22 protein-coding genes and 1 tRNA gene are annotated in these 25,952 nt (G+C 71.0%); 19 read left to right on the top strand and 4 right to left on the bottom strand.

Annotated elements, in window-relative coordinates:
• Positions 1-10: 10 nt before the first annotated feature.
• Positions 11-1,162: an ROK family transcriptional regulator gene (locus AB0300_RS09260; protein ID WP_025103271.1), complete on the bottom strand. Its 1,152-nt coding sequence runs from the start codon at positions 1,160-1,162 to the stop codon at positions 11-13.
• A 199-nt stretch (positions 1,163-1,361) separates the two neighbouring features.
• Here AB0300_RS09260 and AB0300_RS09255 point away from each other — a divergent pair, with 199 nt between their 5' ends.
• From AB0300_RS09255 to AB0300_RS09230, 6 genes are all read left to right on the top strand, one after another.
• Positions 1,362-2,621 (top strand): sugar ABC transporter substrate-binding protein, encoded by a 1,260-nt coding sequence (locus tag AB0300_RS09255; RefSeq protein ID WP_366215898.1) that lies wholly within the window; start codon positions 1,362-1,364, stop codon positions 2,619-2,621.
• 43 nt (positions 2,622-2,664) lie between these two features.
• The gene (locus tag AB0300_RS09250) at positions 2,665-3,570 is read left to right on the top strand and encodes a sugar ABC transporter permease (RefSeq protein ID WP_025103273.1); all 906 of its coding nucleotides are present in this window, start codon (positions 2,665-2,667) and stop codon (positions 3,568-3,570) included.
• A complete protein-coding gene (locus AB0300_RS09245) occupies positions 3,560-4,474 on the top strand; it encodes a carbohydrate ABC transporter permease (RefSeq protein WP_025103274.1) in 915 nt (304 codons plus the stop codon). The genes AB0300_RS09250 and AB0300_RS09245 overlap by 11 nt, the downstream gene beginning before the upstream one ends.
• Entirely contained in the window at positions 4,471-5,445 is a 975-nt protein-coding gene (locus AB0300_RS09240) for an ROK family protein (protein ID WP_366215897.1), read from the top strand. The genes AB0300_RS09245 and AB0300_RS09240 overlap by 4 nt, the downstream gene beginning before the upstream one ends.
• Positions 5,446-5,510: 65 nt before the next feature.
• Complete coding sequence (locus AB0300_RS09235) at positions 5,511-7,058, top strand: M81 family metallopeptidase (protein WP_366215974.1); 1,548 nt, start codon at positions 5,511-5,513, stop codon at positions 7,056-7,058.
• On the top strand, positions 7,055-8,404 hold the full coding sequence (locus AB0300_RS09230; RefSeq protein ID WP_366215896.1) for an alpha-L-fucosidase: 1,350 nt from the start codon (positions 7,055-7,057) through the stop codon (positions 8,402-8,404). The genes AB0300_RS09235 and AB0300_RS09230 overlap by 4 nt, the downstream gene beginning before the upstream one ends.
• A 58-nt stretch (positions 8,405-8,462) precedes the next feature.
• Here AB0300_RS09230 and AB0300_RS09225 read toward each other — a convergent pair whose 3' ends face one another.
• Positions 8,463-11,297 carry an FAD-binding and (Fe-S)-binding domain-containing protein gene (locus tag AB0300_RS09225; protein ID WP_366215895.1) on the bottom strand — a complete coding sequence of 945 codons (2,835 nt, stop codon included), beginning with the start codon at positions 11,295-11,297 and terminating at the stop codon, positions 8,463-8,465.
• 74 nt (positions 11,298-11,371) lie between these two features.
• Here AB0300_RS09225 and AB0300_RS09220 point away from each other — a divergent pair, with 74 nt between their 5' ends.
• Positions 11,372-12,034 (top strand): GntR family transcriptional regulator, encoded by a 663-nt coding sequence (locus AB0300_RS09220; RefSeq protein ID WP_062634822.1) that lies wholly within the window; start codon positions 11,372-11,374, stop codon positions 12,032-12,034.
• A 2-nt stretch (positions 12,035-12,036) separates the two neighbouring features.
• On the opposite strand, the gene AB0300_RS09215 is transcribed toward AB0300_RS09220, so the two are convergent.
• A complete protein-coding gene (locus AB0300_RS09215) occupies positions 12,037-12,999 on the bottom strand; it encodes a hypothetical protein (protein WP_366215894.1) in 963 nt (320 codons plus the stop codon).
• 83 nt (positions 13,000-13,082) lie between these two features.
• Between AB0300_RS09215 and AB0300_RS09210 the strand changes: the two genes are divergently transcribed.
• The 3 genes from AB0300_RS09210 (at position 13,083) to serA (ending at position 15,621) form a co-directional block, all read left to right on the top strand.
• Entirely contained in the window at positions 13,083-13,553 is a 471-nt protein-coding gene (locus tag AB0300_RS09210) for a hypothetical protein (RefSeq protein ID WP_366215893.1), read from the top strand.
• The gene (locus tag AB0300_RS09205) at positions 13,550-13,885 is read left to right on the top strand and encodes a hypothetical protein (protein ID WP_085606921.1); all 336 of its coding nucleotides are present in this window, start codon (positions 13,550-13,552) and stop codon (positions 13,883-13,885) included. Before AB0300_RS09210 ends, AB0300_RS09205 begins: the two co-directional genes overlap by 4 nt.
• A gap of 131 nt (positions 13,886-14,016) precedes the next feature.
• A complete protein-coding gene (gene serA / locus AB0300_RS09200) occupies positions 14,017-15,621 on the top strand; it encodes a phosphoglycerate dehydrogenase (protein WP_025103283.1) in 1,605 nt (534 codons plus the stop codon).
• 73 nt (positions 15,622-15,694) lie between these two features.
• Here serA and AB0300_RS09195 read toward each other — a convergent pair whose 3' ends face one another.
• A complete protein-coding gene (locus AB0300_RS09195; RefSeq protein WP_085606923.1) occupies positions 15,695-16,237 on the bottom strand; it encodes a TetR/AcrR family transcriptional regulator in 543 nt (180 codons plus the stop codon).
• Positions 16,238-16,333: 96 nt separating this feature from the next.
• Between AB0300_RS09195 and AB0300_RS09190 the strand changes: the two genes are divergently transcribed.
• The 9 genes from AB0300_RS09190 (at position 16,334) to AB0300_RS09150 (ending at position 25,947) form a co-directional block, all read left to right on the top strand.
• Entirely contained in the window at positions 16,334-17,869 is a 1,536-nt protein-coding gene (locus tag AB0300_RS09190) for an MFS transporter (protein WP_085606925.1), read from the top strand.
• An 82-nt stretch (positions 17,870-17,951) separates the two neighbouring features.
• Positions 17,952-18,995 (top strand): 3-isopropylmalate dehydrogenase, encoded by a 1,044-nt coding sequence (locus AB0300_RS09185; protein WP_366215892.1) that lies wholly within the window; start codon positions 17,952-17,954, stop codon positions 18,993-18,995.
• A gap of 62 nt (positions 18,996-19,057) precedes the next feature.
• Positions 19,058-20,158, top strand: a complete 1,101-nt coding sequence (locus AB0300_RS09180; RefSeq protein ID WP_062634807.1) for a branched-chain amino acid aminotransferase — start codon at positions 19,058-19,060, stop codon at positions 20,156-20,158.
• A 190-nt stretch (positions 20,159-20,348) separates the two neighbouring features.
• Positions 20,349-21,329, top strand: a complete 981-nt coding sequence (locus tag AB0300_RS09175) for a hypothetical protein (protein WP_366215891.1) — start codon at positions 20,349-20,351, stop codon at positions 21,327-21,329.
• 114 nt (positions 21,330-21,443) lie between these two features.
• Complete coding sequence (locus tag AB0300_RS09170) at positions 21,444-22,223, top strand: fumarylacetoacetate hydrolase family protein (RefSeq protein ID WP_249521974.1); 780 nt, start codon at positions 21,444-21,446, stop codon at positions 22,221-22,223.
• Entirely contained in the window at positions 22,220-23,479 is a 1,260-nt protein-coding gene (locus tag AB0300_RS09165; protein ID WP_025103290.1) for an MFS transporter, read from the top strand. Before AB0300_RS09170 ends, AB0300_RS09165 begins: the two co-directional genes overlap by 4 nt.
• The gene (locus AB0300_RS09160) at positions 23,476-24,240 is read left to right on the top strand and encodes a class I SAM-dependent methyltransferase (protein WP_366215890.1); all 765 of its coding nucleotides are present in this window, start codon (positions 23,476-23,478) and stop codon (positions 24,238-24,240) included. Before AB0300_RS09165 ends, AB0300_RS09160 begins: the two co-directional genes overlap by 4 nt.
• A gap of 29 nt (positions 24,241-24,269) precedes the next feature.
• The gene (gene gltX / locus AB0300_RS09155; RefSeq protein WP_366215889.1) at positions 24,270-25,775 is read left to right on the top strand and encodes a glutamate--tRNA ligase; all 1,506 of its coding nucleotides are present in this window, start codon (positions 24,270-24,272) and stop codon (positions 25,773-25,775) included.
• A 100-nt stretch (positions 25,776-25,875) separates the two neighbouring features.
• A tRNA-Gln gene (locus tag AB0300_RS09150) sits at positions 25,876-25,947 on the top strand.
• Positions 25,948-25,952: the final 5 nt, after the last annotated feature.

Here is a 25,952-nt window from a genome sequence, read left to right as displayed (position 1 = left end):
TGGCGACGGCTCAGGCCGTCGCCACCGGGATCTCCATGCCCTCCAGCGCGAGGCGCGCGGCGCCGTGCAGGATCGCGTCCGCGCCGGTGGCCGCAGCCTCGATCCGCAGGCGCTGGGTCGCGAGCGGGTGGCAGGCCTCGTAGACCCGGCTGCGCACCGCGGCGATGAACGGCTCGGAGGCGCTCATGCTCCCGGTGAGGAAGAGGGCGTGCGGGTTGAAGAAGTTCACGACACCGGAGAGCGCCTGACCCAGGTGGGTCCCGGCGGTGCGGACGAGCGTCGTCGCCAGCGGGTCCGCGTCCCGTGCCAGTGTCAGCACGTCGGCCGTGGTGCGGACGTCGGTGTTGCCGCGCTCGCGCATCTGGCGGACGAGGCTCGCGCCGCTGGCCACAGTCTCCAGGCAGCCGGTGTTGCCGCAGGAGCAGGGGATGTCCCCGCTGCCGTCGATCCGCGTGTGCGTGATGTCGCCGGCCGCAGCGGTGGCCCCGCGGTGGATGTGGCCGTCCACGATGATCCCGCTGCCGATCGCGGTGCCCGCCTTGACGGTGATGCTGTGCTGGGTGTGCCCGAGCTGGCGACGGTGCTCGCCGAGGGCGGCGAGATTCGCGTCGTTGTCGACGACGACGGGGACGCCGTGGCGCTCCGCGAGGTGCTCGCCGACGCGGAATCCGGGCCACCCCGGCATCCGCGAGGGCTGATCCACGGAGCCGGTCGCGACGTCGACGGGGCCGGGCAGGCTCACGCCGATCGCGTGGACCCGCGTCTCGGCGAGCAGGCGCTCGAACACCTCCGACACTCTCTCCAGCGTGGCCTCCGGGCCGTCCGCGACGTCGATCGCGATGGTCTCCGAGTGGAGCAGGCCGCCGCTGAGGTCGTGCCGCCCGATGCGGGCATGGCGCCCGCCGAGATCGGCGGACAGCACGATGCCGTCGCCGGCGATCCGGAGCACGCGCGGCCGTCGTCCGCCGCGGGAGGTGCCGGCCCCGGCCTCCTCCAGCACGCCCGCATCGAGAAGCGCCTGCACGCGCAGGCCGACGGTGGAGGCGGCCACGCCGAGAGCGGAGGCGAGCTCCGAGCGGGAGCGGGCCTGACCGCGCGCGACGAAGTCGAGGATGCGCCGGGTGTGCGGATCGTCGACGGGGGTGTCGGCGGGGTTCGTCATGGAGGCCCTTCGTCTCGGAGCATCGTCAGCGTAGCGGGGGTGTCGCATGTTTCGGGGGAGTGACGAATTATCACCACCCTATAAACATCGGATGTTCAGCTTGCGGCACCTTGCGAACTATGACAGCGTAACTTCATACGAAATCCTAATTGGTTAGTTCGAGTCTCGAAATAACCGTTCCCTTCTCAGGAGGCATTCAATGAAGAAGTTGCGTGTGGGGGCTGTCGCCGCTGTCGCGGGCGTGGCCGTGGCGATGACCGGCTGTGCGAGCAGCGGGGGATCCGGAGGCTCGGCCGACGGCGACACCATCGTCGTGGACATGTGGGCCGGCAGCGAGTCGGACGTCGACGCGCTGGAGGCGCAGATCGAGTTCGCGCAGAAGCAGAACCCGGACATCAAGATCAAGCTGCAGACTTCGCCGTGGAGCGACTTCTTCACGAAGCTCACCACCAACATGGCCAGCGGCAACATGGCCTGCATCACCGGCATGAGCGGTGCGCAGCTCGGCGGCTACACGGCGGGCTTCCGTCAGCTGAGCGACGAGGACCTCGAGACCGCCGGCATCGACTGGTCGGAGTTCAACCCGAGCGCGGACGGCATCCTCAGCTTCGAGGGCAAGGTCTACGGCGTGCCGTTCGACGTCGCCACCATGCTCGTCTACTACAACCAGGACATGCTGACGGCCACCGGCGCCGCGACTCCGGAGATCGGCTGGACGTTCGACGACTTCGCCACGATCGCGGCCGACGCCACGAAGGACGGCATGTACGGCTTCGGCATGGGCATGGGCGGCTACCAGTGGATGTCGATGCCGATCGCCTACTCCGCCACGCAGCCCGCCTCCGAGGACGGCACACTGCACATCGACGACGAGGACTTCGTCGACGCGGCGTCCTGGTACGCCGGCCTGGTCACCGAGAAGAAGGTCGCGGCTCCGGTCGCCTCCGCGTCGGACACCGGCTGGGGCGAGAACCAGTACACGGGCGGCAACGCGGCGATGGCCGTCGACGGCACCTGGAACGCGGTCAGCTACCTCAACAACGAGTCCGGCTTCGCCGCCGGCATGGTGCCGCTGCCCGCCGGCGTGGACGGCAACCCCGGTCCCATCCTCGGCTCCGGCTACGGCATCGCCGAGAACTGCAAGAACCCGGAGGCCGCGCTGAAGGTGCTCGGCTCCCTCGTCGGCGAGGACGCGCAGGACTACATCGCCTCGTCCGGCCGCTCCTACCCGGCCCGCACCTCGTCGCAGCCGCTGTACTTCGAGTCGATCGACGAGCAGTACCGGGACCAGGTCCAGTCGGTGTTCGAGGCCGCGTTCGGCGACACGGTGCCGCTCTACATGACCAAGAACTGGCAGAAGCTCGACAGCTACATCCAGCCCAACCTCGTCAGCGTCTACAACGGCCAGATGACGATGGAGGAGCTGCTGTCGAACGCCCAGGCGCAGTTCGGCGAGTGAGCCGGATCCGGCCCGCACAGCAGTAACAGAGAGAGACGACGAGATGACGATCACGACGAGACGTCGAGGATCGCTCGCCAAGGTCGAGGGCCGCCAGGCGCTGGGTTTCGCAAGCCCGGCCCTGGTGGGCCTCGCCCTGTTCACGATCGTGCCCGTGGGGCTGTCGATCGTGATGAGCGTGTTCGACTGGCCGACCTTCGGCGAACGCACCTTCAACGGGGTGGACAACTACGTCAAGCTGTTCACCAGCAGCCCGGACTTCTGGCCCGCGCTGCGGAACTCGGCCGTGTACACGCTGCTGTACGTGCCGTTGAGCGTCGCTCTCTCGCTCGTGCTCGCCCTCGGACTCGGCCCCCGCATCCGCGGCCGCGGTGCCCTGCGCGTCCTCTTCTTCATCCCCGTCGTGACCCCGATGGTCGCGAACGTCCTGGTGTGGAAGATGATGCTGCAGCCCCAGGGGCTCTTCAACGGCCTCTCGGTCACCTGGTTCGGCATCGAGCTGCCGAACTTCCTCGCCGACCCCAACTGGGCGATGATCATGGTCGTCGTCATGAGCGTCTGGCAGGGTCTCGGCTACAACATGCTGATCTTCTCGGCAGCCCTCGAGCAGCTCCCGGAGAGCGTGCTGGAGGCCGCCAGCATCGATGGTGCGCAGGGGTTCCGGCGGGTCTGGAGCATCATCATCCCGATGATCTCGCCGTCGATCTTCTTCGCGACGATCATGACGATGATCACCTCGCTCCAGGTCTTCGTCCAGCCGCAGATGCTCACCGGAGGCGGCCCCGGCAACGCCACCAAGCCGCTCGTGATGTACATCTGGGAGCAGGGCTTCACGTTCGGCGACCTCGGGCTCGCCGCCGCCGCCGCATGGATCCTCTTCGCGATCATCATCGCGATCACGGGCATCCAGTTCGCCGCACAGAAGAAGTGGGTGCACTATGAGCACTGAGACCCTCGTCCGGCCCACCGGCACCGCCCCGCGGCGTCAGCGCGAGCGGGAGCGGGCCCGCGGCGCGGCGACAACGCCCGGCGCGCGTGCCCGGCTGATCCTCGCGCACGTCACCATCTACGTCGCGGCGCTCATCTTCATCGCGCCGCTCGTCTACGCGTTCTTCTCGGCCCTCAAGCCGAACTCGGAGATGTTCTCGATGCCGCCGACCCTGGTGGGCTCCGAGATCCGCTGGAGCAACTTCGTCGACGTCTTCGCCTACGGACCGTTCCTGACGTACATCATGAACTCGTTCATCGTGGCGATCGGCGGCACCCTGGTCGTGCTGGTGGTGTCGACCACGGCCGGATACGCGTTCGGGCGCCTGCGGTGGAAGGGCAGGGACGCGGTGTTCGTCCTCTTCCTCGCCACGCTGATGGTGCCCGCCGAGGTGCTCGTCATCCCCATGTTCCAGGTCATGCAGTGGTTCAACTGGGTCGACACCTATCAGGCGCTCATCCTGCCCTTCGCGTTCGGCGCCTTCGGCACGTTCCTGATGCGGCAGTTCTTCCGCGGCATCCCCTACGAACTGGAGGAGGCGGCCCGTGTCGACGGCGCAGGTCCCGTCCGGTCGTTCCTGCAGATCATCCTGCCGCTGTCGAAGTCCGCGGTCGCCGTGCTCGCGGTCTTCACGTTCCTCTCGTTCTGGAACAGCTACCTCTGGCCCCTCATCGTCACCGTCGACTACAACGCGCATGGCACGCTGCCCGTCGGTCTGGCGAGCTTCGCCGGCCTCACCGGCACCCGCTGGGACCTGCAGATGGCCGCCGCCATCATCTCGATGATCCCCACCACCCTGCTCGTCATCGTGCTGCAGAAGCACCTGGTCAAGGGCATCGCGATGGCCGGGCTGGGCGGACGATGAGCGCGGTCGGGCAGCAGACGGACGACCCTCGACGAACCACCACGGGCCTCGCGGCCGACCTGGCGCTGGCGGGGGTGGACATCGGGGGCACGAAGATCGCCGCCCTCGTCGTGGACGCCTTCGGAGCCGTCCTCGCACGCGGAAGCGTGCCGGCGCCCGCGAGCGTCGGCGGCGCGGCGATGGCGGATGCGGCGGCCGGTCTCGTCGCGCGGCTCGCGGCCGAGGCCGGTGTCACGGTCGCCGCGGTGGGGGTGGGTGCCGCGGGGGTCATCGACCACGAGAGCGGCACCATCCGCGCCGCGTCCGCCCTGTTCGCGGACTGGGCGGGTTTCCCGCTCGGCCCGGAGCTGGCGCAGCGCCTCGGCGTCCCGGTGCGGGTGGAGAACGACGTGAACGCCTTCCTCCTCGGTGAAGCCGCCGCGGCGGGTCCGAGCGTGCCCGATGTGCTCGGTGTGATGCTCGGCACGGGCGTCGGCGGCGCGCTGGTCATCGGCGGGGAGCTGCACCACGGCCCGCACGGCGCGGCCGGGGAGATCGGGCACACGCCCGGTTACAGCGATCTCGTCTGCACCTGCGGGCAGACCGGCCACCTGGAGACCCTGGCCTCCGGGACGTCGATCGCCCGGCGCTTCGCGGAGCGCACCGGCCGTCCGGTGAATGACGCCAGGGAGGTCGCGGAGGCTGCCAGGGTCGGCGACGCCGACGCCCGCGCGGTGTTCGACGACGCCGGGCGTGCGCTCGCTCTCGCCTGCGCCAGTGCGGCGACGCTCCTCGACCTGCCGACCGCCATCGTCGGCGGCGGGGTCACGGCGGCCTGGGACCTCCTGTCGTCGTCGATCGAGCGAACCCTTCGCACCGACGCCCCGGTGTCCGGCATCGCGCTGCGCATCGTCCCCGCCGTCCTGGGCGCCGACGCCGTCGCGCTCGGCGCCATCGAGAGCGCCCGGCGCGCCCTCGCCCCCGTTTCCTGACCACGACTGCGACCGCAGAGGAGAACAGCACCGTGACCGCACGCCCGGAAGCCCACGAGATCTGGATGGGTCCGCTGCCGCCGCTCGCCGAGGGCGGGCTCGCGCGGCCCCGGATCGGCATCGGCGGCATCTCCATCGAGTCGAGCACGTTCTCCCCGCACATCTCCGGGGACGAGGCCTTCACGATCCGGACCGGCGACGCGTTGCGGGCGTACTACCCGTTCCTCGATGCCGGGCGTGAGCTCGCCGAGGCCGCGGAGTGGGTCCCGCTCACCCACGGCCGGTCGCTGCCCGGCGGCGCCGTGGACCCGGACACCTACCAGCGGATGAAGGATGCGCTCGTCGAGGGGATCCGCGCGCAGGGGCCGTTCGACGGCTTCTTCTTCGACATCCACGGCGCGATGAGCGTCGTCGGGATGGACGATGCCGAGGGCGATCTGGCCCTCGCGGTGCGCTCGGCGTTGGGGCCGGACACCCTCGTCTCCACGTCGATGGACCTGCACGGGAACGTGTCGGAGACGCTGCGCGACGCGGTGGATCTGCTCACCTGCTATCGCATGGCCCCGCACGAGGATTGGCTGAACACGAAGGAGCGAGCGGTGTGGAACCTGCTCGACCGTCTCCGTGGCCCGCGCGGCGGCGACGTGCAGGCGCGGCGGCCTTTCACCGCCTGGGTGCCCGTTCCGGTGCTGCTACCGGGGGAGAAGACGAGTACGCGGCTGGAACCCGCGCAGAGCATCTATGCCGAGCTCCCCGGGATCGAGGCCCTGCCCGGTGTCGTCGACGCCTCGGTGTGGATCGGCTACGCGTGGGCGGACGAGCCGCGCTGCCAGGCCTACGTCGTGGTCACCGGCGACGACCGGGAGGTCATCGCCCGGGAGGCGGAGCGCGTGGCCCGGATGTTCTGGGAGGCGCGGGAGGACTTCGTCTTCGTCGCGAAGACCGGAAGCCTCGACGACGCACTGGAGGAGGCTCTGGCGTCCGGAGCCCCGCGTCCGTACGTGATCTCCGACTCCGGGGACAACCCGACGGCCGGGGGAGCGGGCGATGTGACCTGGACCCTCGCCCAGCTGCTCCAGCGACCCGAGCTCACCGACGGGACGCACACGACGCTGGTCGCCTCGATCTTCGATCCGCGGGCCGTCGCCGAAGCCGTGGAGGCGGGCGTCGGTGCGACGGTCACGCTGTCCGCCGGAGCTGCGGTCGACTCCGGGCCCCACGGACCGGTCGAGATCACCGGCACGGTGTTCTCCGTCACCGACGGCGACCCGGACGCCGGCACCCAGGTGGTGATCGCTGTCGGCGGGCTGCACGCCATCGTGACCGCGCGCCGCAAGCCCTTCCACCATCTCTCCGACTTCCGGATGCTGGGGCTCGAGCCGACGACGGCCGACGTCGTGGTCGTGAAGATCGGCTATCTGGAGCCGGAGCTGTACGAGCTGGCAGCGGGATGGACGCTGGCGCTCACCCCGGGCGGGGTGGACCAGGACCTGCTCCGCCTCGGACACCATCGCCTGCGCCCCGGGGTGTTCCCGTTCGACACGACCGGCGACCCCGACCTGACCGCGGTGGTCGTGCGCCGCGGCGCCGACGAGGAGGACACGGCATCATGATGAACTTCGAGAAGCGCACCGGCCCCGACTTCGGTGCGGCGGCCCCGGTCTACCCGGCGAACGGCGTGCCGGACTGGTACCGCGACGCCAAGCTCGGCTTCTTCGTGCACTGGGGCTTGTACTCCGTGCCGGCGTGGGCCGTGCAGCACGGGGAGGGCGTGAACATCCCCACCGAGGACGCCTATGCGTGGCACCAGTACGCGGAGTGGTACGGCAACACGGTCCGCATCCCGGGGAGCCCGACGTGGGAGCGCCACCAGCGCACCTACGGACCCGGGACCTCCTACGAGGACCTCGCCGACCGATGGGACGCCGCCGCGTTCGATGCCGACGCCTTCGTCGGCGAGCTCGTCGCGGCCGGGGCCCGCTATGTCGTGCCCACGACCAAGCACCACGAGGGGTTCTGTCTGTGGGACACCGCCACGACGGGATTCAACGCCGTCGCGCGCGGCCCTCGTCGCGACCTCATCTCCGAGTTCCACGACGCCACGCGGCGGGCCGGAGCCAGGTTCGGTGTGTACTACTCCGGAGCGCTCGACTGGCACGTGAGCGACTTCCCGCCGATCGAGTCGGACACCGACCTGTTCCGGTTCCGTCGCAACGACGCCCACTTCTCCCGGTACGCCGCCGCGCAGCTCGAGGAGCTCGTGGAGCGGTTCGCACCCGACGTGCTCTGGAACGACATCGAGTGGCCGGACGGCGGCAAGGGCACGGAGGACTACGCCGTGGCCGCACTGCTGCGGCGTTACTTCGACGCCGTCCCGGACGGCGTCGTCAACGACCGGTGGGGCGTGCCGTACCACGGCTTCCTCACCCGCGAATACACGGACATCCCGGACATCATCCCCGAGCCCTGGGAGTCGACCCGCGGGCTCGGCTACTCGTTCGGGTTCAACCAGGCGGAGGACGAGCGGCACTCGCTCTCCGGGGCGGCCCTGATCCGGCTCCTCGTCGACGTCGTCGCGAAGAACGGCAACCTGCTCATCAACGTGGGCCCCGCGGCGGACGGGTCCATTCCGGCGCTGCAGCGGAAGGCGATGCAGGAGCTCGGCGGCTGGCTGGCCGTGAACGGCGCGGCGATCTACGGCACGCGGCCCTGGACGCGGATGGGGGAGCGGACGGGGGCTCCTCGTCGCTACACCACGTCGACGGATGCGGTGCACGTGCACGCGCTGGACCCGGCGGCAGGCGAGTTCGAGCTGCCGTCCGAGCTCGCGGGCGCTGCGCTGTCGTGGGCGGACGGGACTCCGGCCCAGACGTCCGCGGACGGCGGTTCGACCCGCATCGTGATCCCGGCCGGACTCCGCGAGGCTCCGGTCGCCGTGCTCACCGCGCACGGCGCCTGACACAGGCGCCGCAGAAGGGCCCCCGTCGGTGATCCGACGGGGGCCCTTCGTCGCTGGACTAGGGGCGCGTGCGCTCCTCGAGCACCTCGATCACGTGGCGGTACGGGCGGCCGGTGGCGCGGGTCATGCCGATCTCGCAGGTGCGGTTGGCCGACACGAAGGCGTCGAAGCCGCCGCGGGCCGCATCGGCCGCGGAGACCTCGGCCGATTCCTGCGCCGTCGCGCTCGCGGTGAGCTCGGGGTGCAGCATTCCTCGGTCGCCGGCGAACGCGCAGCAGCCCCAGCCGTCGGGCACGAAGACCTCGTCGGCGACGGCGGCAGCGATCGTTGTCAGCGCGCCCGTCGCGCCGAGCGCGGTCGTCGAACAGGTCGGGTGCACGGCGATCGAGGGGAGCTTCGCATCGACGGAGAGGCGCGGCAGCACCTCCCGCGCGACGAACGTGGTGGCGTCCTCGATGCGCAGACCGGCGTACTCCGGATGGGCGGCGACGGCCTGGGTGAGCATCACGTCGAGGCCCTCGGTGCAGGAGGCGGCGTCGCAGACGACCGGGAGCTCCCCGTGGCGGCTGGCCTCCCAGAGCGAGGCCAGCACCCGGTCCGACATGAGGCGATAGCCGTCGAGGTGTCCCTTGGACTTCCACGGCGTCCCGCAGCAGAGCCCGCCGTTCTCCTCCGGGACCACGACGGGGATCCCGGCGCGGTCGAGCAGAGCGCGCAGGGCGTCGCGGGAGCCGGGGCCCTCGTCCTCCGGTCCGAACATCGTGCCGATGCAGGCGCCGAAGAAGACGGCCTGGGCATCGGGCGGGGACACCGGTCGCGCCGGAGCAGTGCCGCCGCGGGGGAGGCCGCCGTCGTAGAGGGGCACGGTGTCGGCGCCGAGCACCGCCCGTCCGATCCGCGTCGCGCCGCGCACGAGCGGGACGGGGAGCGCGTCGGCGACCGTCAGGGCGACGCCGCCGGCGCGCGTGACGGTGCTCCAGTGCTTCGCCGCCGTTCCCCACGCGGCCCCCTCCACGGCGTTCTCCTGCTCGGCGCGGAGGCGGCGGACGAGGTCGCCGGTGTTGATGTCCACCGGACACGCCACGCCGCACATGCCGTCGACCGCGCAGGTCTGCACGCCGTCGTAGTCGTAGTCCGCGCGCAGGTCGCGCAGCAGCGCCGTGTCGCCCTGCTCCTCGGCCCAGGCCATGTCCCGGCGCAGCACGATGCGCTGCCGGGGTGTGAGCGTGATGCCCTTGCTCGGGCACGTGGGCTCGCAGTACCCGCACTCGACGCAGCGGTCCACCTCGCGCTCGACCGTGGGCACGCGCTTCAGATCCTGCAGATAGGAGTCCGGGTCGTCGGACAGCACGACGCCGGGGTTGAGGATCCCGTCCGGATCGAACAGCCGCTTGATCTCCCACATCATGTCGGTGAGCTCGTCGCCGTACTGCCGCCGCACGAACGGCGCCATGATGCGGCCGGTGCCGTGCTCAGCCTTGAGGGATCCCTCCTGCGCGAGGACGAGCTCGACGAGGTCGTCCGTGAAGCGGCGGTACCGCGCGACGCTGTCCGGGTCGTCGAAGCGCTCGTTCAGCAGGAAGTGGACGTTGCCGTCCTTCGCGTGCCCGAAGATGACAGACCCCTCGTAGCCGTGCTCCGCGAACAGCTCGATCAGGCGTTCGCAGGTGGCCAGCAGCCGGGGGACGGGGACGACGATGTCTTCGAGGAGGGCGGTCGTGCCGGACGGCCGCGCTCCCGCGACCGCCGTGTAGAGGCCCTTGCGGACGTGCCACAGCGCGGCGCGCTCTGCCGCATCCGTGGTCAGTCGCGGAGTGACGGCAAGGGGGAGGGCGTCGAAGTGCGCCTGCGCGGTCGCGCTCGCGACGGCAAGGGACTCCTCGTCGGCGGCGTGCACCTCGACGAGCAGCGCGGCGTGGCCCTGGACGTCGATCTCGGAGATCGCGGCGGGGACGTCGCTCAGGCCCTGGGCGACGCGCAGTGAGGCGGCGTCCAGGAGCTCGATCGTCGCGAGCCCGAGCTCCGTGAGAGCGGGGAGCGCGGTCATCGCCGCCGACAGCGTGTCGAAGACGAGCAGACCGGTGGCGATCGCGGGGCGCACCTCGATGGTGCGGAAACGGGCCTCCGCGACGAAGCCGAGGGTCCCTTCCGATCCGATGAGGAGGTGTTCGAGGATCCGCACCGGGTCGTCGAAGTCGAGCAGGGCGTTCAGTCCGTAGCCCATGGTGTTCTTCATCGAGAACTGCTGCCGGAGGAAGGCGACATTCTCGGGCGAGGCGAGCAGCCGCTCCCGGAGCGACGACAGCCCGGCGAACAGGACGGGTTCCGCGGCGCGGAGCACGTCCGCGGCGTCCGCGCGTCCGGTGTCCAGAATCGTTCCGCTGGGGAGCACGACGAGCATCGAGGTGATCGTCTGGTACGAGTTCTCCGTGATGCCGCAGGCCATGCCGCTGGAGTTGTTGGCGACGACGCCGCCGATCGTGCAGGCGATCTCGCTGGCCGGATCCGGCCCGAGCTTGCGGCGGTACCGGGCCAGCCGGGTGTTCACCTGCCGGACGGTGGCTCCGGGGCCGACCCGCACCGCGGCGCCGTCGTCCTCGATGTGGATGTCGCGGAAGTGGCTGCGCGTGTCGACGAGGATGTCGCCGCTGATGCCCTGTCCGGACAGGCTGGTGCCGCCGGAGCGGAACGTGAGCGTGCGCCCGGCCGCCCGGACCGCCGTGAACGCGCGGGCGACGCCCTCCGCGTCCGCGGGGGAGAGCACCGCGTCCGGGACGAGCAGGTAATGCGAGGCGTCGTGCGCGCGGGCGAACCGGTCGATGGATCGGGCGTGGACCTGCGTCTCGGCTCCCAGCAGCGCCGGGTCGAGAGGGTGGTCGAGGGTGGTGGGCACGGTGCTCCTCTGCTCCGCTCGAAGATTGTCAGACAAGTGTACTGAACGACGGACGCCTCACTAGACTGTTCCGCATGACCTCGATCGCGGAGCGCCCCCTCGGCGTGGTCGGCGTGGTCGACGCCGTGACCGGACAGCTGCGCACCCGGATCCTCTCCGGCGAGATCCGCTCGGGGGAGCCGCTCACCGAGGCGGCGGTCTCCCAGGCCTACGGCGTCGCCCGCCCCAGCGCGAAAGCGGCCATCGAGCAGCTGGTGGCCAGCGGACTGCTCGTGCGGACGGCCCATCGCACGGCGCGTGTGGTCGGCATCGAAGCGGAGACCGTCCGCGACGTCTACCGCACGCGGATCCGGCTGGAGAGCGCGGCGCTGCGCGAACTGGCGGAGAGCGCCGCCGTGCCGGCGGCCGCTGTGGCGGCGAACGCCGAGCTGCAGGCGATGGCACCGGGCCCCGATCCCGCGACGGTCGATCCCGACCTCCGTTTCCACACGGCCCTCATCGACGGGCTGGGCAGCGAGCGCACCAGTCGCATGTACCGGAGCGTGCTGGACGAGGTGCGGCTGTGCATGGCGCAGGTGCAGGGGCGGCGTCTCCTCGACGCGGAACTCATCGCCGCGCAGCACGCGGAGATGCTCGAGGCCGTCGCCGCCGGGGACGCGGAGCGCGCGGCCGCGGTGCTGCGTGCCCACCTCGCCTCGGCGGAGGATCGTCTCGTCGAGGCCCTGGGCGCCTCCTGACGTCAGCCCGCGTCGGCGGGGGCGTCCTCGATCTGGATCGGCGCATCCGTCGGGTCGGCCCAGACCGGAGCAGGCAGAGGCGTGTCGACCTGGCCGGCCTGGATCGCGCGGAGGGCTTCGGTGATCTCGTCCGCGTTCTCGGGCACCGCCAGTCCGCAGGTGCGCAGCTCGGACGCGAACTGCAGGGTGAGCCGGATCTTCCCCGCCTCGATGGCCTCGGAGGTCGTGCCGGTGCGGATCTCGCTGCCGGTCTGGATCGCGGGCACCTCGTCGCAGACGTGATAGACCTTGCCGCCGTCGACCCACACGACCTCATCGGCCCCGAGGAGCTGGATCACGGCGGACTGGTCCGCGGTGTACTGCTCGACGGACGGCGGGGCGAAGCTCGTCCCGACGATCGCGGCGAGGACGGCGAGGACGATGCCGACGATGCCGGCGGTCGCCTTCTGTCCTTTGTCCATGTCCTTGTTCAGGAAGATGAGGATGACCAGGGGGAGGAAGGCGACGACCGCGATGATCGCGCCGAGCTGGTTCTGGACGAAGAACCGTGTCTTGTCCGCGCGCCGCGCCGGGTCGAGGGTGTTCGCCTTCCTCCACAGGAGCGAGCCGATGATCGACAGCGCGGCGATCACGACCAGCAGGACGAGCAGGGCGATGAACGCCCACTGCGGGAACTGCGCGGTCGCTCCCTGCTCTTCCAGGAGGCCGGTGTCCGGATCGCGGAGCAGCGCGCCGCCCTCGTCGACGAACTCGCGCTGGCGCAGGAGCCAGAAGATGCCGACAGCCTCGCCCGCGATCGCGAGCGCCCAGAGGATGGCGGCGATGATGCGGAAGCGCGTCGCGGAGGCCTTGGCCTCCGGGCTCGGCGTCCACCCAGCGGGCGGCTCTCCGGTCGTGGCGCCGATCGTGGCGCCGGTCGTGGCACGACGCGGCGCGGCGGAAGACGTCTGCTCGTTCTCGGCCATGGTTGTCCTTTCCCCCGAAAGTGCCCGGCGACCCCGCCGAGGCATCCCCGAGCCTAGTGGCCGCGGTGTCCTACGCTGGAGAGATGACATCCAATTCGGACGACGCCCTGAGCTGGGAGGGCGACGACAGCGCGGAGCGACGCCCCCGGGACGCCGCACGGCGCACCACGCCGGCTCCGGAACCGACCCCGGCCGAGGCCGTCACGCCCGCGGCGTCCGCACCGGCGTCGGGGGACGAGGCGACCGCGGCGCCCTCCGGGCTCAGCAACGCGATGCTGGTCCTCGTCGGCGTCGTCGGCGGCGTCTACCTGCTCTACACCCTCGGCTGGATCGCGGGCGGTCTCCGGCTGCAGCCGCTCGCCTCGTTCCTCGTCGCGGATTTCATGTTCCTGCCCTGGTTCGTGCTGGCGATCGCCGCCCCCGCGCTGTGGTTCCTCGCGACATGGGTGCTGACGCGGGGCCGGGCCTCCTGGATCCGCGCCGCCTTGCTCCTGGCGGGCGTCGTGCTGCTCGTTCCGTGGCCGTTCGTGACCGTGGGGGTGATCGGCTCATGACTGCTCCGAAGTCCCCGTCCGCGGTGGCGACCGGCTCGCCGCGCTGGCTCGTATGGACCGTCGTCGCCCTCGCCGGGCTCTTCTACGCCTACGCGGTGTGGAACGCGGTCGCCCACCTCATCACCATGGCCCAGACCGGCCTCACCGGCACCGGATGGGCGACGCTCCTGTTCGGCGTGGTGTTCCCCGTCCTCGTGTTCGGGTTCGCCTTCGCGATCGGCCGGCGGCGCCGGGTGGGCGAGCTCGCCCTGACGTTCCTCGCCGGACTCGGGATCGTCGCGGTGTTCTGGATGAGCCTGCTCGCGCTGAGTCTGACGCTGCCCAGCGCCTGAGCAGGATCCGTCACGCCGTCACACGGCACGGAGCGGTCCCGGCGCTCCGGTAGAGTTGTCGCGATCGCGCCCCCGACGGTGTGCGGCGCATCGGCCCCTCCCGCCTGTCGCGCTGCCCCGAAGGATCCACTGTGCCGAAGCCTGTCGTGCTCATCGCCGAAGTACTCTCTCCCGCCACGATCGAGGCGCTCGGCCCCGACTTCGACGTCCGCCACGTCGATGGCACCGATCGCGAGGCGCTCTTCGCCGCCCTCGCGGAGTCGGACGCGGTGCTCATCCGCTCCGCGACCCGCATCGATGAGGAGGCGCTGTCGCACGCGCCGAAGCTCAAGGTCGTCGCGCGGGCCGGCGTCGGCCTCGACAACGTCGACATCAAGGCCGCGACCGCGGCCGGCGTCATGGTCGTCAACGCCCCGACGTCGAACATCGTCTCGGCCGCCGAGCTGACGGTCGGCCACATCCTCAGCCTCGCCCGCCGGATCCCGGCCGCGCACGCCTCGCTGTCCGCCGGGCAGTGGAAGCGCAGCTCCTTCACCGGCGCCGAGCTCTTCGAGAAGACCGTCGGCATCGTCGGACTCGGCCGGATCGGCGCTCTCGTCGCCGCTCGCCTCGCCGCCTTCGACATGCGCGTGGTCGCGTACGACCCCTACGTCACCTCGGCGCGCGCCCAGCAGCTCGGCGTGCAGCTCCTCTCGCTCGACGAGCTCGTCGCCGAGGCCGACTTCCTCACGATCCACATGCCGAAGACCCCGGAGACGACGGGCATGATCGGCGCCGAGCAGTTCGCCGCCATGAAGCCGACCGCCTTCGTCGTCAACGTCGCCCGCGGCGGGCTCATCGACGAGGAGGCGCTGCACGAGGCGCTCGTCGCCGGCGAGATCGCCGGCGCCGGCCTGGACGTCTTCACCTCCGAGCCCCCGGCCGAGGGCGGGAGCGCCCGCGCTCTGCTCGACCTCCCGAACGTCGTCGTGACCCCGCACCTCGGTGCGAGCACGGAAGAGGCGCAGGAGAAGGCCGGCGTCTCGGTCGCGCGCTCGGTGCGGCTCGCGCTCGGCGGCGACCTCGTCCCGGACGCGGTCAACGTCGCGGGCGGCGTCATCGACCCGTACGTGCGTCCCGGCATCTCGCTCGTGGAGAAGCTCGGCCAGATCTTCGCTGCGCTGGCCACGTCGCCGCTCACGAGCCTCGACGTCGAGGTGCACGGCGAGCTCAACGACTACGACGTGAGCGTGCTCAAGCTCGCCGCCCTCAAGGGTGTCTTCACGAACATCGTGAGCGAGACCGTGTCGTACGTGAACGCTCCGCTCCTGGCGGAGCAGCGCGGCATCACGGTGCGCCTGCTCAAGGACGACGTGAGCGAGGAGTACCGGAACGTCATCACCCTCACGGGGGCGCTGTCCGACGGATCGCAGCTCTCGGTGTCGGGCACGCTGACCGGACCGAAGCAGGCCGAGAAGCTCGTCGGCATCAACGACCACGCCCTGGAGCTGCCGATCGAGAAGCACCACGTCGTGATGCTCTACACCGACCGCCCGGGCATCGTGGCCGTCTACGGGCAGAAGTTCGGCGAGGCCGGGATCAACATCGCCGGAATGCAGATCTCGCGGCTCGCGGCGGGCGACCAGGCGCTCAGCGTGCTGACGCTCGACTCGCCCGTGTCCGAGGAGCTGCTGGACGACGTGCGCGGCGCCATCGACGCCGACCTCTTCCGTCAGATCGAGATCACCGAGGTCTGACACCGCAGAGCGGGGGAGAAGGGCGGGAGCGCGATGCTCCCGCCCTTCTCCGTATCTGCAGCCTTATCCGGCGTCAGGCGGTGGCCCGCAGCACGAGCGCGATGAGGTCGGCGAGCTCGTCGCTCCGCGGGACCAGGCGCTCCGGGCCGTGAACGTCGAGCGAGTTGTTGAAGTAGAGGCCGTCGCTCACGAGCATCACGAGGTCGAGGCTGGCGGTGTCGCGGACGTGCGGGCGGATCGTCTCCGCCCAGCGGCGCCGGGTATCCCGGAGCATGTCGGACGCGGCGCTCGAACCGCCCTGGGCCAGCCGCGTCGTGGCGATCAGCGCCCGATCGAGGGCGTCGTCCTCCATCACCGAGGTCCGGACGTAGTACGCGACGGGGCCCTCCTCGGCGGCGCGCATGCGCTCCAGGTCGAGCGTGGTCAGGTGGTCCAGGCGCTCCAGGAGCCCGGCCTCGAGGTCGTCCTTGGAGCGGAAGTGGTAGAGCAGGCCGCCCTTCGACACGCCCGCGGCCTTCGCCGTGGCCTCGAGCGTCGCGGCGCGTTCGCCGTCGTCGATGAGGATCGCCTCGAAGGCGTCGAGGACCTTCTCGCGGGCGAGGGGAGGGCGGGGCATCGGTCATCCTCTGAGCGGAAACGGGAGGGCAGCATCTGTTACTATACCAGCCGGACGGTTTAGTAACGAGTCGTCCGCAGGAAGGAAAGGTGTTCCATGACCCGTACTGCGTCGATCCCGACGACAGAGACGGAAGCTCCCCGCGTCGGGGCTCGGGGGTGGGCGGCGCTCGTCGTCCTCATGCTCCCGGTGCTGCTGGTGTCGGTGGACAACACGGTGCTGAGCTTCGCGCTGCCCGAGATCTCGATCTCGCTCGCGCCGAGCGGGGCCGAGCAGCTCTGGATCATCGACGTCTATCCGCTCGTGCTCGCCGGACTCCTGGTGACCATGGGAACGCTCGGCGACCGCTTCGGGCGTCGCCGCCTGCTCCTCATCGGCGCCACCGGATTCGCCGTGGTCTCCGCGCTGGCCGCCTTCGCGCCGACCGCGGGCCTGCTGATCGCCGCCCGTGCCCTGCTCGGCTTCTTCGGCGCCATGCTGATGCCGTCGACGCTGTCGCTGCTGCGGTCGATCTTCCAGAACCGCGACCAGCGCCGCATGGCCATCGCGGTCTGGGCGTCCGCGTTCTCCGCCGGATCCGCGCTCGGCCCGATCGTCGGGGGCTTCCTCCTCGAGCACTTCGCGTGGGGCTCGGTGTTCCTCATCGCCGTCCCCGTCCTCATCCCGTTGCTCATCGCCGCACCGCTGCTCGTGCCGGAGAGCCGTGACCCCAACCCCGGCCGCATCGACCCGCTCAGCATCGCCCTCTCGATGGCCGCGATGATCCCGGTCGTCTACGCGATCAAGTCGTTCGCGGTCGACGGTCCGTCGCTGTACGCCGGGGGATGGGCTCTGCTCGGTCTTGTGATGGGGACGCTGTTCGTGCGCCGTCAGCTCCGCGCCGACACCCCGATGCTCGACATGGCGCTGTTCCGCCGTGGGTCGTTCTCGGGCGCGATCCTGGTGAACCTGCTCAGCGTCGTGGCTCTCGTCGGGTTCCTCTACTTCGTCTCGCAGCACCTGCAGCTCGTGCTGGGGCTCTCGCCGATGGTCGCGGGCCTCGCTCTCGTGCCCGGGATGGCGGCCATGATCGTCGCCGGACTCACGGTGGTGCCGATCTCGCGGCGGGTTCCGCCGCATGTGCTCATCCCGGCGGCGCTGGTGTTCTCCGTCGCGGGGTACCTCATCGTCGCCTTCACGACGCACGAGCACGGCGTGGCACCGCTCATCCTCGCCTTCGTCGTCCTCGGCATCGGCATCGGTGCGGCCGAGACCATCTCGAACGAGCTCATCCTCTCCAGCGCCCCCGCGGCGAAGGCGGGTGCCGCGAGCGCGGTGTCCGAGACGGCGTACGAGCTCGGCGCCGTGCTGGGGACCGCGATCCTCGGCGGCATCATCACCGCGTTCTACCGCGGCGCGCTGGTGCTGCCCGAGGGGCTTCCGGCCGAGGTGGCCCGCGCTGCGCAGGAGACGCTGGCCGGCGCGTACACCGCCGCCCACGAGCTCCCGGCCGCGCTCGGCGACGCCCTGTGGCAGGCGGCGGCCGACGCGTTCGGCTCGGGAGTCACGGTCACGTCGCTCATCGGTGCGGGCCTCGTCGTCGTCGCGGCGGTCATCGCGGCCGTCACACTGCGCAAGGCACCCACGCACTGACCACTACGCTGGGGGGACCGGCCCGTTCGACCCGCGGTCGCGCCGCGGCCGGTCCACCCCCGTGCAGTGCGCAAGGAGTCTCATGTCGCGTGTCGTGAAGCTGGCCGTCATCCCGGGTGACGGCATCGGTCCCGAGGTCATCGCCGAGGCGGAGAAGGTGCTCGACGCCGTCACCGCCGACAGCGCCGTGACGTTCGACAAGACCCGCTTCTCGCTCGGTGCCGGCCGGTACCTCGAGACCGGCGACACGCTCACCGACGACGACCTCGCCGCGATCTCCGCCCACGACGCGATCCTCCTCGGCGCGGTCGGCGGCACGCCGGGGGACCCGCGCCTGAGGGACGCGAACATCGAGCGCGGACTCCTGCTGAAGCTCCGGTTCACCCTCGACCACTACGTGAATCTGCGCCCCTCGAAGCTCTTCGCCGGAGCGCCCGGTCCGCTGTCCGACCCGGGCGAGGTCGACTTCGTCGTGGTCCGTGAAGGGACGGAGGGGCCCTACGTCGGCAACGGCGGAGCGATCCGGAAGGGGACGCCGCAGGAGGTCGCGAACGAGACCTCCGTGAACACGGCGTTCGGCGTCGAGCGGGTCGTCCGCTACGCCTTCGCGCTTGCCGAGCGCCGCCGTCAGAAGCTCACCCTCGTGCACAAGACCAACGTGCTCGTGCACGCCGGTGCGATCTGGCAGCGCATCGTGAACGAGGTCGCCACCGAGCACCCCGACGTCGCCGTCGACTACCTGCACGTCGACGCCGCCACGATCTTCCTCGTCACCGATCCCTCGCGTTTCGACGTGATCGTGACGGACAATCTCTTCGGTGACATCCTCACCGACCTCGCCGGCGCCGTCACGGGCGGCATCGGCCTCGCCGCCTCGGGGAACATCAACCCCGATGGCGCCTTCCCGTCGATGTTCGAGCCCGTGCACGGCTCGGCTCCGGACATCGCGGGTCAGCAGAAGGCCGACCCGACCGCCGCGATCCTCTCCATCGCGCTGCTGCTCGACCACCTCGGCCTGACGGCCGAGTCGGCGCGTGTGAGCGCCGCGGTCGAGGCGGACATCGCCGCCCGCAGCGGTGCCCGCACCACCGCGGAGATCGGCTCCGCGATCACTGCCTGTCTCTGAACGGCGGGCGTAGGCTGACAGGGCGCGAGGATGCGCCCACCCCACGAGGATTGGATGACGACATGACGACGATCGACGCCGAGACGAGCGTGGCTCCCCTGGAGTTCGCCGTGACGAAGAACCTGAACGCGGCCTCGCCGGCACGCGTCGCCGAAGTGCTGGAGAACCCCGGTTTCGGGGTCGTCTTCACCGACCACATGGTCGACATCTGCTGGTCGGCCAAGGGCGGCTGGCACCGTCCGCGCGTGCAGCCCTACGGCCCGATCCCGCTCGACCCCGCGGCGTCCGTGCTGCACTACGCGCAGGAGATCTTCGAAGGCATCAAGGCCTACCGGCACGCGGACGGTTCGATCCACACCTTCCGTCCCGACCGCAACGCCGCGCGCCTGCAGGCGAGCGCCCGCCGCCTGGCGCTGCCGGAGCTGCCGACGGAGTACTTCATCCAGTCGCTGCGCGAGCTCATCGCCGTCGACGGCCGCTGGGTGCCCTCCGGCGCCGACCAGAGCCTGTACCTGCGGCCGTTCATGTTCGCCAAGGAGGCCTTCCTCGGCGTGCGCGCGGCGCAGAAGGTCGCCTACTACGTGATCGCGAGCCCCGCCGGTGCGTACTTCACGGGAGGCGTGAAGCCCGTGCGGATCTGGCTCTCCGAGGACTACGCCCGCGCGGGTCGCGGTGGCACCGGCAAGGCGAAGACGGGCGGCAACTACGCCTCCAGCCTCCTGCCGCAGGCCGAGGCCAGTGCGAAGGGCTGCGACCAGGTCGTGTTCCTCAACGAGAACCGCGATGTCGAGGAGCTCGGCGGCATGAACGTCGTGTTCGTGTTCAAGGACGGTCGCGTCGTCACGCCCGAGTCGGACAGCATCCTCGAGGGCATCACGCGCGACTCGCTGCTGCAGCTGGCCGAGGACCGCGGCTACACGGTCGAGAAGCGTCCGATCTCGATCGACGAGTGGCGTGAGGGCGTGGCCTCCGGTGACATCGTCGAGGTGTTCGCCTGTGGCACGGCCGCGGTCGTGACCCCGATCGGAGCGCTCGTGGGCGAGGGCTTCGACGAGCCGCAGCCGCTGGGCGAGCTGGCGCTGTCCCTCCGTGAGGAGCTCACCGACATCCAGTACGGGCGCCGCGAGGACAAGCACGGCTGGCTGCTCCGCCTCGACGCCTGATCCGATTCCCCGAGACCCCGTCTTCCCGCCGACACCCCGCCGTGTCGACGCGTGGAAGGCGGGGTCTCGGCGTGTACCGGGGGGCTCGCGCGCTGGGACTGTTCCTGCACAATGCGGGGGGAGTGGGGGAAGAGAGGTGGGGGGTGTGGAGAACGAGAGGTGAGGGGAGTAGGCGGGGGAGAGTGAGGGGATGTCGCGGCGCCTCTCGTTCTCCGAAGCCTGGGATCTTGTGCGATCGCGGGAGGACGTCCTCGACACGGGGGTCACGGAACGGGAGCTGGGGGAGGCGGTCGCACACGGCAGGCTGCGGCGCGTGCACCGCGGGGCGTATGTCGACGGGGAGGTCTGGGACCAGCTGTGGCCCGAGGGAAGGCAGCTCGTGCGGGTGTGCGCCGTCCGTCGGGCCAGCCTCGGCGGAGGTCCGGTGTTCTCGCATCTCTCCGCGGCGGCGCTCTGGGGGCTGCCGCTCGTGGGGCCGATCCGGGACGACGTGCACACCGCGATCCGCAGCCGTCGGCACAGCAGGACCGAGGCCGGGGTCGTCCGACACCAGATGGCGCTCGACGAGGGCGACATCGTCCGGCGGCACGGGCTCCGGTGCACCTCGTTGATCCGTACCGTGGTCGACCTCGCCCGGCTGTTGCGTCCGGAGGCCGTCGTCGCGGCCGGAGACGCGGCTCTGCGGATGGTCTCGATCGACGGACACGAGGTCGACCACGGTGAGGTCGACGCCTGGCGGGCCGAGGTCGACCGGCTGTGCGTGGCGGGGCTCCGGGGCGTGCGTCGCGCGCGGTGGATCGGAGCCTTCGCCGACGGACGGGCGCAGCTTCCGGGCGAGAGCGTGAGCCGCCTGCAGCTCCACCGACTCGGCTTCCGGGACATCGATCTGCAGATCCCCGTCGTCGGCCCCGACGGCGCGCGGTACTTCGCCGACTTCGGGTTCCCGCGGTCGCAGGCCTTCGGGGAGTTCGACGGGGAGGACAAGTACCGGGACGCGGAGCTGCGGACGACGCCCACGGCGGCCGATGCGGTGATGGCGGAGAAGCACCGCGAGGACGAGATCCGCGGGGTCACGGGGTGGCGGGTGGTGCGCTGGGGCTCCCGACACATCCGCACCCCCGAGGATCTCGGGCGCCGGCTCGCCGCGTTCGGCATCCGTCCGCCCGGCTGAGGTCTGTCGAGCCCCGGGGTCGCGTCGAGACCCCACCCCGCCTCCGCACGTGAGCGGGGGTCTCGACGAGAGAGCGGGGTCTCGACGGGGGAGCAGGGGATCTAGGGTGGAGGGATGAAGATCGCTCGGTTCCGCCACGACGACGCCATCATGTACGGGATCATCGACGACCGCGAGCTCGTGGTCCTCGCCGGGGACCCGATGTTCTCCGGGTACGAGACGACCGGCGCGCGTATCCCGCTGACCGAGGCCACGCTGCTCGCGCCCGTGATCCCGCGCTCCAAGGTCGTGTGCGTCGGGAAGAACTACCACGACCACGCCGCCGAGATGGGCGGAGTGGCCCCCGAGGAGCCGCTGCTGTTCCTCAAGCCGAACACCGCCGTGATCGGCCCGGACGACGCGATCGTGCGTCCTGTCGCGCTGTCCGAGCGGACGGAGTACGAGGGCGAGCTCGTAGTCGTGATCGGGCGGATCGCCAAGAACGTGAAGGCGGAGAACGCCCTCGACCACGTGCTCGGCTACACGATCGGCAACGACGTCACGGCGCGCGACCTGCAGCGCAAGGACGGGCAGTGGTCGCGGGCGAAGGGCTTCGACACGTTCTGCCCGCTCGGCCCCGTGATCGAGACGGACTTCGACCCCGCACAGGCCACGATCGAGACGCGGGTGAACGGCGAGGTCCGCCAGCATGCGCCGCTCACCGACATGATCCACTCGGTCGCCGCGATCATCGAGTACGCCTCCGCGGTGTTCACGCTCCTTCCGGGCGACGTCATCATGACGGGGACCCCCGCCGGCGTGGGCACCTTCGAGGCGGGTGACACGGTCGAGGTCGAGATCTCCGGACTCGGCATCCTCCGCAATACCGCGCGCGACGCCGCTCCCGCGTCATGACCGAGGTCGCCCTCACGGCGACGCAGCAGCAGGCGGTCCAGCGCCGCACCGTGCTCGTGCTGTCGCTGGGGCAGGTGCTCGGCGGCATCGCGTTCGGAGCCACCGTGTCCCTCGGTGCGCTGCTCGCCGCGGACATCTCCGGCAGCGACGCGCTCTCCGGACTCGCGACGGCGTCGGTGACCCTCGGAGCCGCGGTCTGCGCGATCCCGCTGGCCCGGATGGCCGCGCGCCTCGGACGGCGTCGCGCCCTCACCCTCGGCAACCTCTTCGCCCTCGTCGGCATCGCCGTGGTGATCCTCGCGGCATCCGTGCGCGTCTTCCCGCTCCTGCTCGTCGGCATCCTGCTGATCGGTGCGGGGAACGCGGGCAACCTGCAGTCCCGGTTCGCGGCCACGGACCTCGCGGCCCCGCAGCATCGTGGGCGCGACCTCTCGATCGTCGTGTGGTCCACGACGATCGGCGGCGTGGCGGGCCCGCTGCTGCTCGGTCCGGGGGAGATCGTCGGCCAGGCGATCGGCATGCCGCCGCAGACCGGCTCGTACGTCTTCTCGTTCGTGGCGCAATGCGCGGCGCTCGCGCTCTACCTCGTCGCCCTCCGCCCGGATCCGCTCCTCGCCGCGCAGCGACTCGCGCAGGCGGCGGCCGCGACGACGAGCGCCGCCGTGGCGGACCGCCCGCACGTGGCCCGCTACGCGATCTTCGCCATCGCGGGCTCGCACGTAGTGATGGCCTCGGTCATGGCGATGACCCCGGTGCATCTGTCCCACATGGCGCACGGCGCCCACGGTGCGGCGGCGACCCCCGCTGACGTCTCGGCGCTCGTCGGGATCACCATCGCGCTGCACGTCGGCGGCATGTACGCGCTCTCGCCGGTGTTCGGAGTGCTGGCCGACCGCTGGGGGCGGCTGCGCGTGGTGCTGCTCGGGCAGGCGCTGCTCGGCGGTGCCCTGGCCTTCGCCGTCTTCGCGGGCACCGAGGCGTGGGGTGTCATGGTGGCGCTCATCCTCCTCGGCCTCGGGTGGAGCGCCGGCACGGTCGCCGGCGCCGCCCTGCTCACCGAGGCGTCGGCCCCCGACGTCCGCACGCGGCGACAGGGACGCAGCGACTCGCTGATGAGCCTGTCAGCCGCCGCCGGGTCGGTCCTCGCCGGCGTCGTGCTGTCGAACTTCCAGTACGCCGGGCTCGGCATCGCGGCCTCCGTGCTCGTCCTCGCGATCGTCGCGCTGTCGCCGCTCGCCCGGAGCAGCGCGCGGTGAAAGCCTGGGACGGCGTCGGGGAGGCCTATGCCGCCTCGTACGCCGCCCTGTGCGCGGGCACGGTCGATGTCCTCGCCGCAGCCCTCGGACCAGCGGAGGGTCGCAGCCTCCTCGACGTCGGGGCGGGGGAGGGCGGCCTCGCGGCCCGCTTCGTCGGCCTGGGGTGGAACGTCACGGCCTGCGAGCCCGAGCCCACCATGCGCGCCGTCGCCCGCCGGCGGCACCCGACGCTGCGCATCATCGACGGCGGCCTGCCGACGCTGCCCTTCGACGACCGTTCCGTCGACGCCGTCGTGGCGAACTTCGTGCTGAACCACGTCTCCTCCCCGCGGACCGCCGCCCGGGAGCTGGGGCGGGTCGCACGGGAAGCGGTCGCCGCGACGACTTGGACCCGTTCCCCGTCGTGGTTCTGGACAGAGGTCGTCGAACGCGCGGGGCTGCCGCCGTCTGCGGGGGAGAGGCTTCCGGCCGAGGAGGACTTCGATCGCACGGCGGACGGCTTCGCGGCCATGCTCGTCGAGGCCGGACTCCCGGAGGTGGCGGTCAGCGAGCACACCTGGACCTGGCGCGCCGACCCGGACGCCCTGTGGGTCTCGGTCGAGGGCGGTGTGGCCGGCGCCGGGGCGCAGTATGCCGGGCTCTCCTCCGCCGAGCGATCCCGGTTCCGCGCGGGGTTCGAGGAGACCGTCGCGGCGCATCGGGTGGGAACGGTGCTGCCCCTGGAGCACCGCGCGGCCGTGGCGGTCTCGCGCCGGGGCTGACCGGCCCGCACCCGTAGAATCGAAGGGCTATGGCTACTCCGCATCCCCTCACCACGACCGCCAGCGGCGCCGACGTCCGCGTCCGCTTCTGCCCCTCCCCGACGGGGCTGCCGCACGTCGGCATGGTCCGCACGGCTCTGTACAACTGGGCGTACGCCCGTCACAACGGCGGCAAGATGGTGTTCCGCATCGAGGACACCGACGCCGCCCGCGACAGCGAGGAGAGCTTCCGCCAGCTCGTCGACGCGCTCACGTGGCTGAAGATCGACTGGGACGAGGGCGTCGAGGTCGGCGGCCCGCACGCCCCGTACCGCCAGTCCGAGCGGCACGACATCTACCGCGAGGTCATCGACAAGCTCCTCGCGACGGGCGCGCTCTACGAGAGCTATTCGACGGCCGAGGAGATCGACGCCCGCAACGAGGTAAACGGCCGCGCGAAGCAGCTCGGTTACGACAACTTCGACCGTGACCTCACCGATGAGCAGAAGGCCGCCTTCCGCGCCGAGGGCCGGCAGCCAGCCCTCCGCCTGCGGGTGCCGGACGAGGACCTCACGTACGTCGACCTCATCCGCGGCGAGGTCACCTTCCCCGCCGGCTCCTTCCCGGACTTCGTCGTCGTGCGCCCCAACGGCGTGCCGCTGTACACCTTCGTGAACCCCGTCGACGACGCGCTGATGGGCATCACCCACGTCCTCCGCGGCGAAGACCTCATGCCGTCCACCGCGCGCCAGCTCTCGCTCTACGCCGCTCTCATCGACGCGGGTGTGACGACGTTCGTGCCGCGGTTCGCCCACATGCCGCTCGTGCTGGGCGAGACCGGCAACAAGAAGCTCTCCAAGCGCGACCCGCAGGCCGATCTGTTCCTGCACCGGGAGCGCGGCTTCATCCACGAGGGCCTGCTGAACTACCTCGCGCTGCTGGGCTGGTCGATCGGCCCGGACCGCGACGTCTTCTCGCTCGACGAGTTCATCGCCGCGTTCGACATCGAGAACGTGAACCCCAACCCGGCCCGCTTCGATCAGAAGAAGGCCGAGTCGATCAACGGCGACCACATCCGCATGCTCGACGTGAAGGATTTCGCCGAGCGCACGGTGCCGTACCTCGCCGCGGCCGGCCTGTTCGACGAGCCGACCCACGAGCAGCTCGTCCTGGCGTTCCGTGCGGCTCCGCTGGTGCAGGAGCGCGTGCAGCTGCTGGGCGAAGTTCCGGGCATGCTCGGCTTCCTGTTCCGCGACGAGGTGTCGTACGACGCGGATGCGCTCAAGGGGCTGCCGGCCAACGCGGCCGAGGTGCTGGACGCCTGCGTCACCGCCCTGGAGCCGGTCACGGACTTCACCCCGGAAAGGATCCAGGAGGCGCTGTCGACGGCGCTCGTGGAGAACCTCGAGCTGAAGCCGCGCGTGGCCTACGGGCCGCCGCGTGTGGCCATCACCGGCCGCCGCGTCTCGCCGCCGCTGTTCGAGTCGATGGAGCTGCTGGGCAAGGACGAGTCGCTGCGCCGCCTGCGCGCGCTCTCGGCGTTCCTCGCCGACTGATCCGCGACGCGCCCGAGCGGCGACACGACACCGGTGGTTTTGGTGATCGGTCGCCGCTCGGGTAAGCTTGACTCTCGGTGCGAGGCTCCGGTTTCGCCCTTGGGGTATGGTGTAATTGGCAACACGGCTGATTCTGGTTCAGTTGTTCTTGGTTCGAGTCCAGGTACCCCAGCACTT

This window comes from Microbacterium sp. NPDC078814 (genome assembly GCF_040702645.1).
Lineage (GTDB): Bacteria > Actinomycetota > Actinomycetes > Actinomycetales > Microbacteriaceae > Microbacterium.
This window is presented reverse-complemented; position numbering and strand designations above follow the sequence as displayed.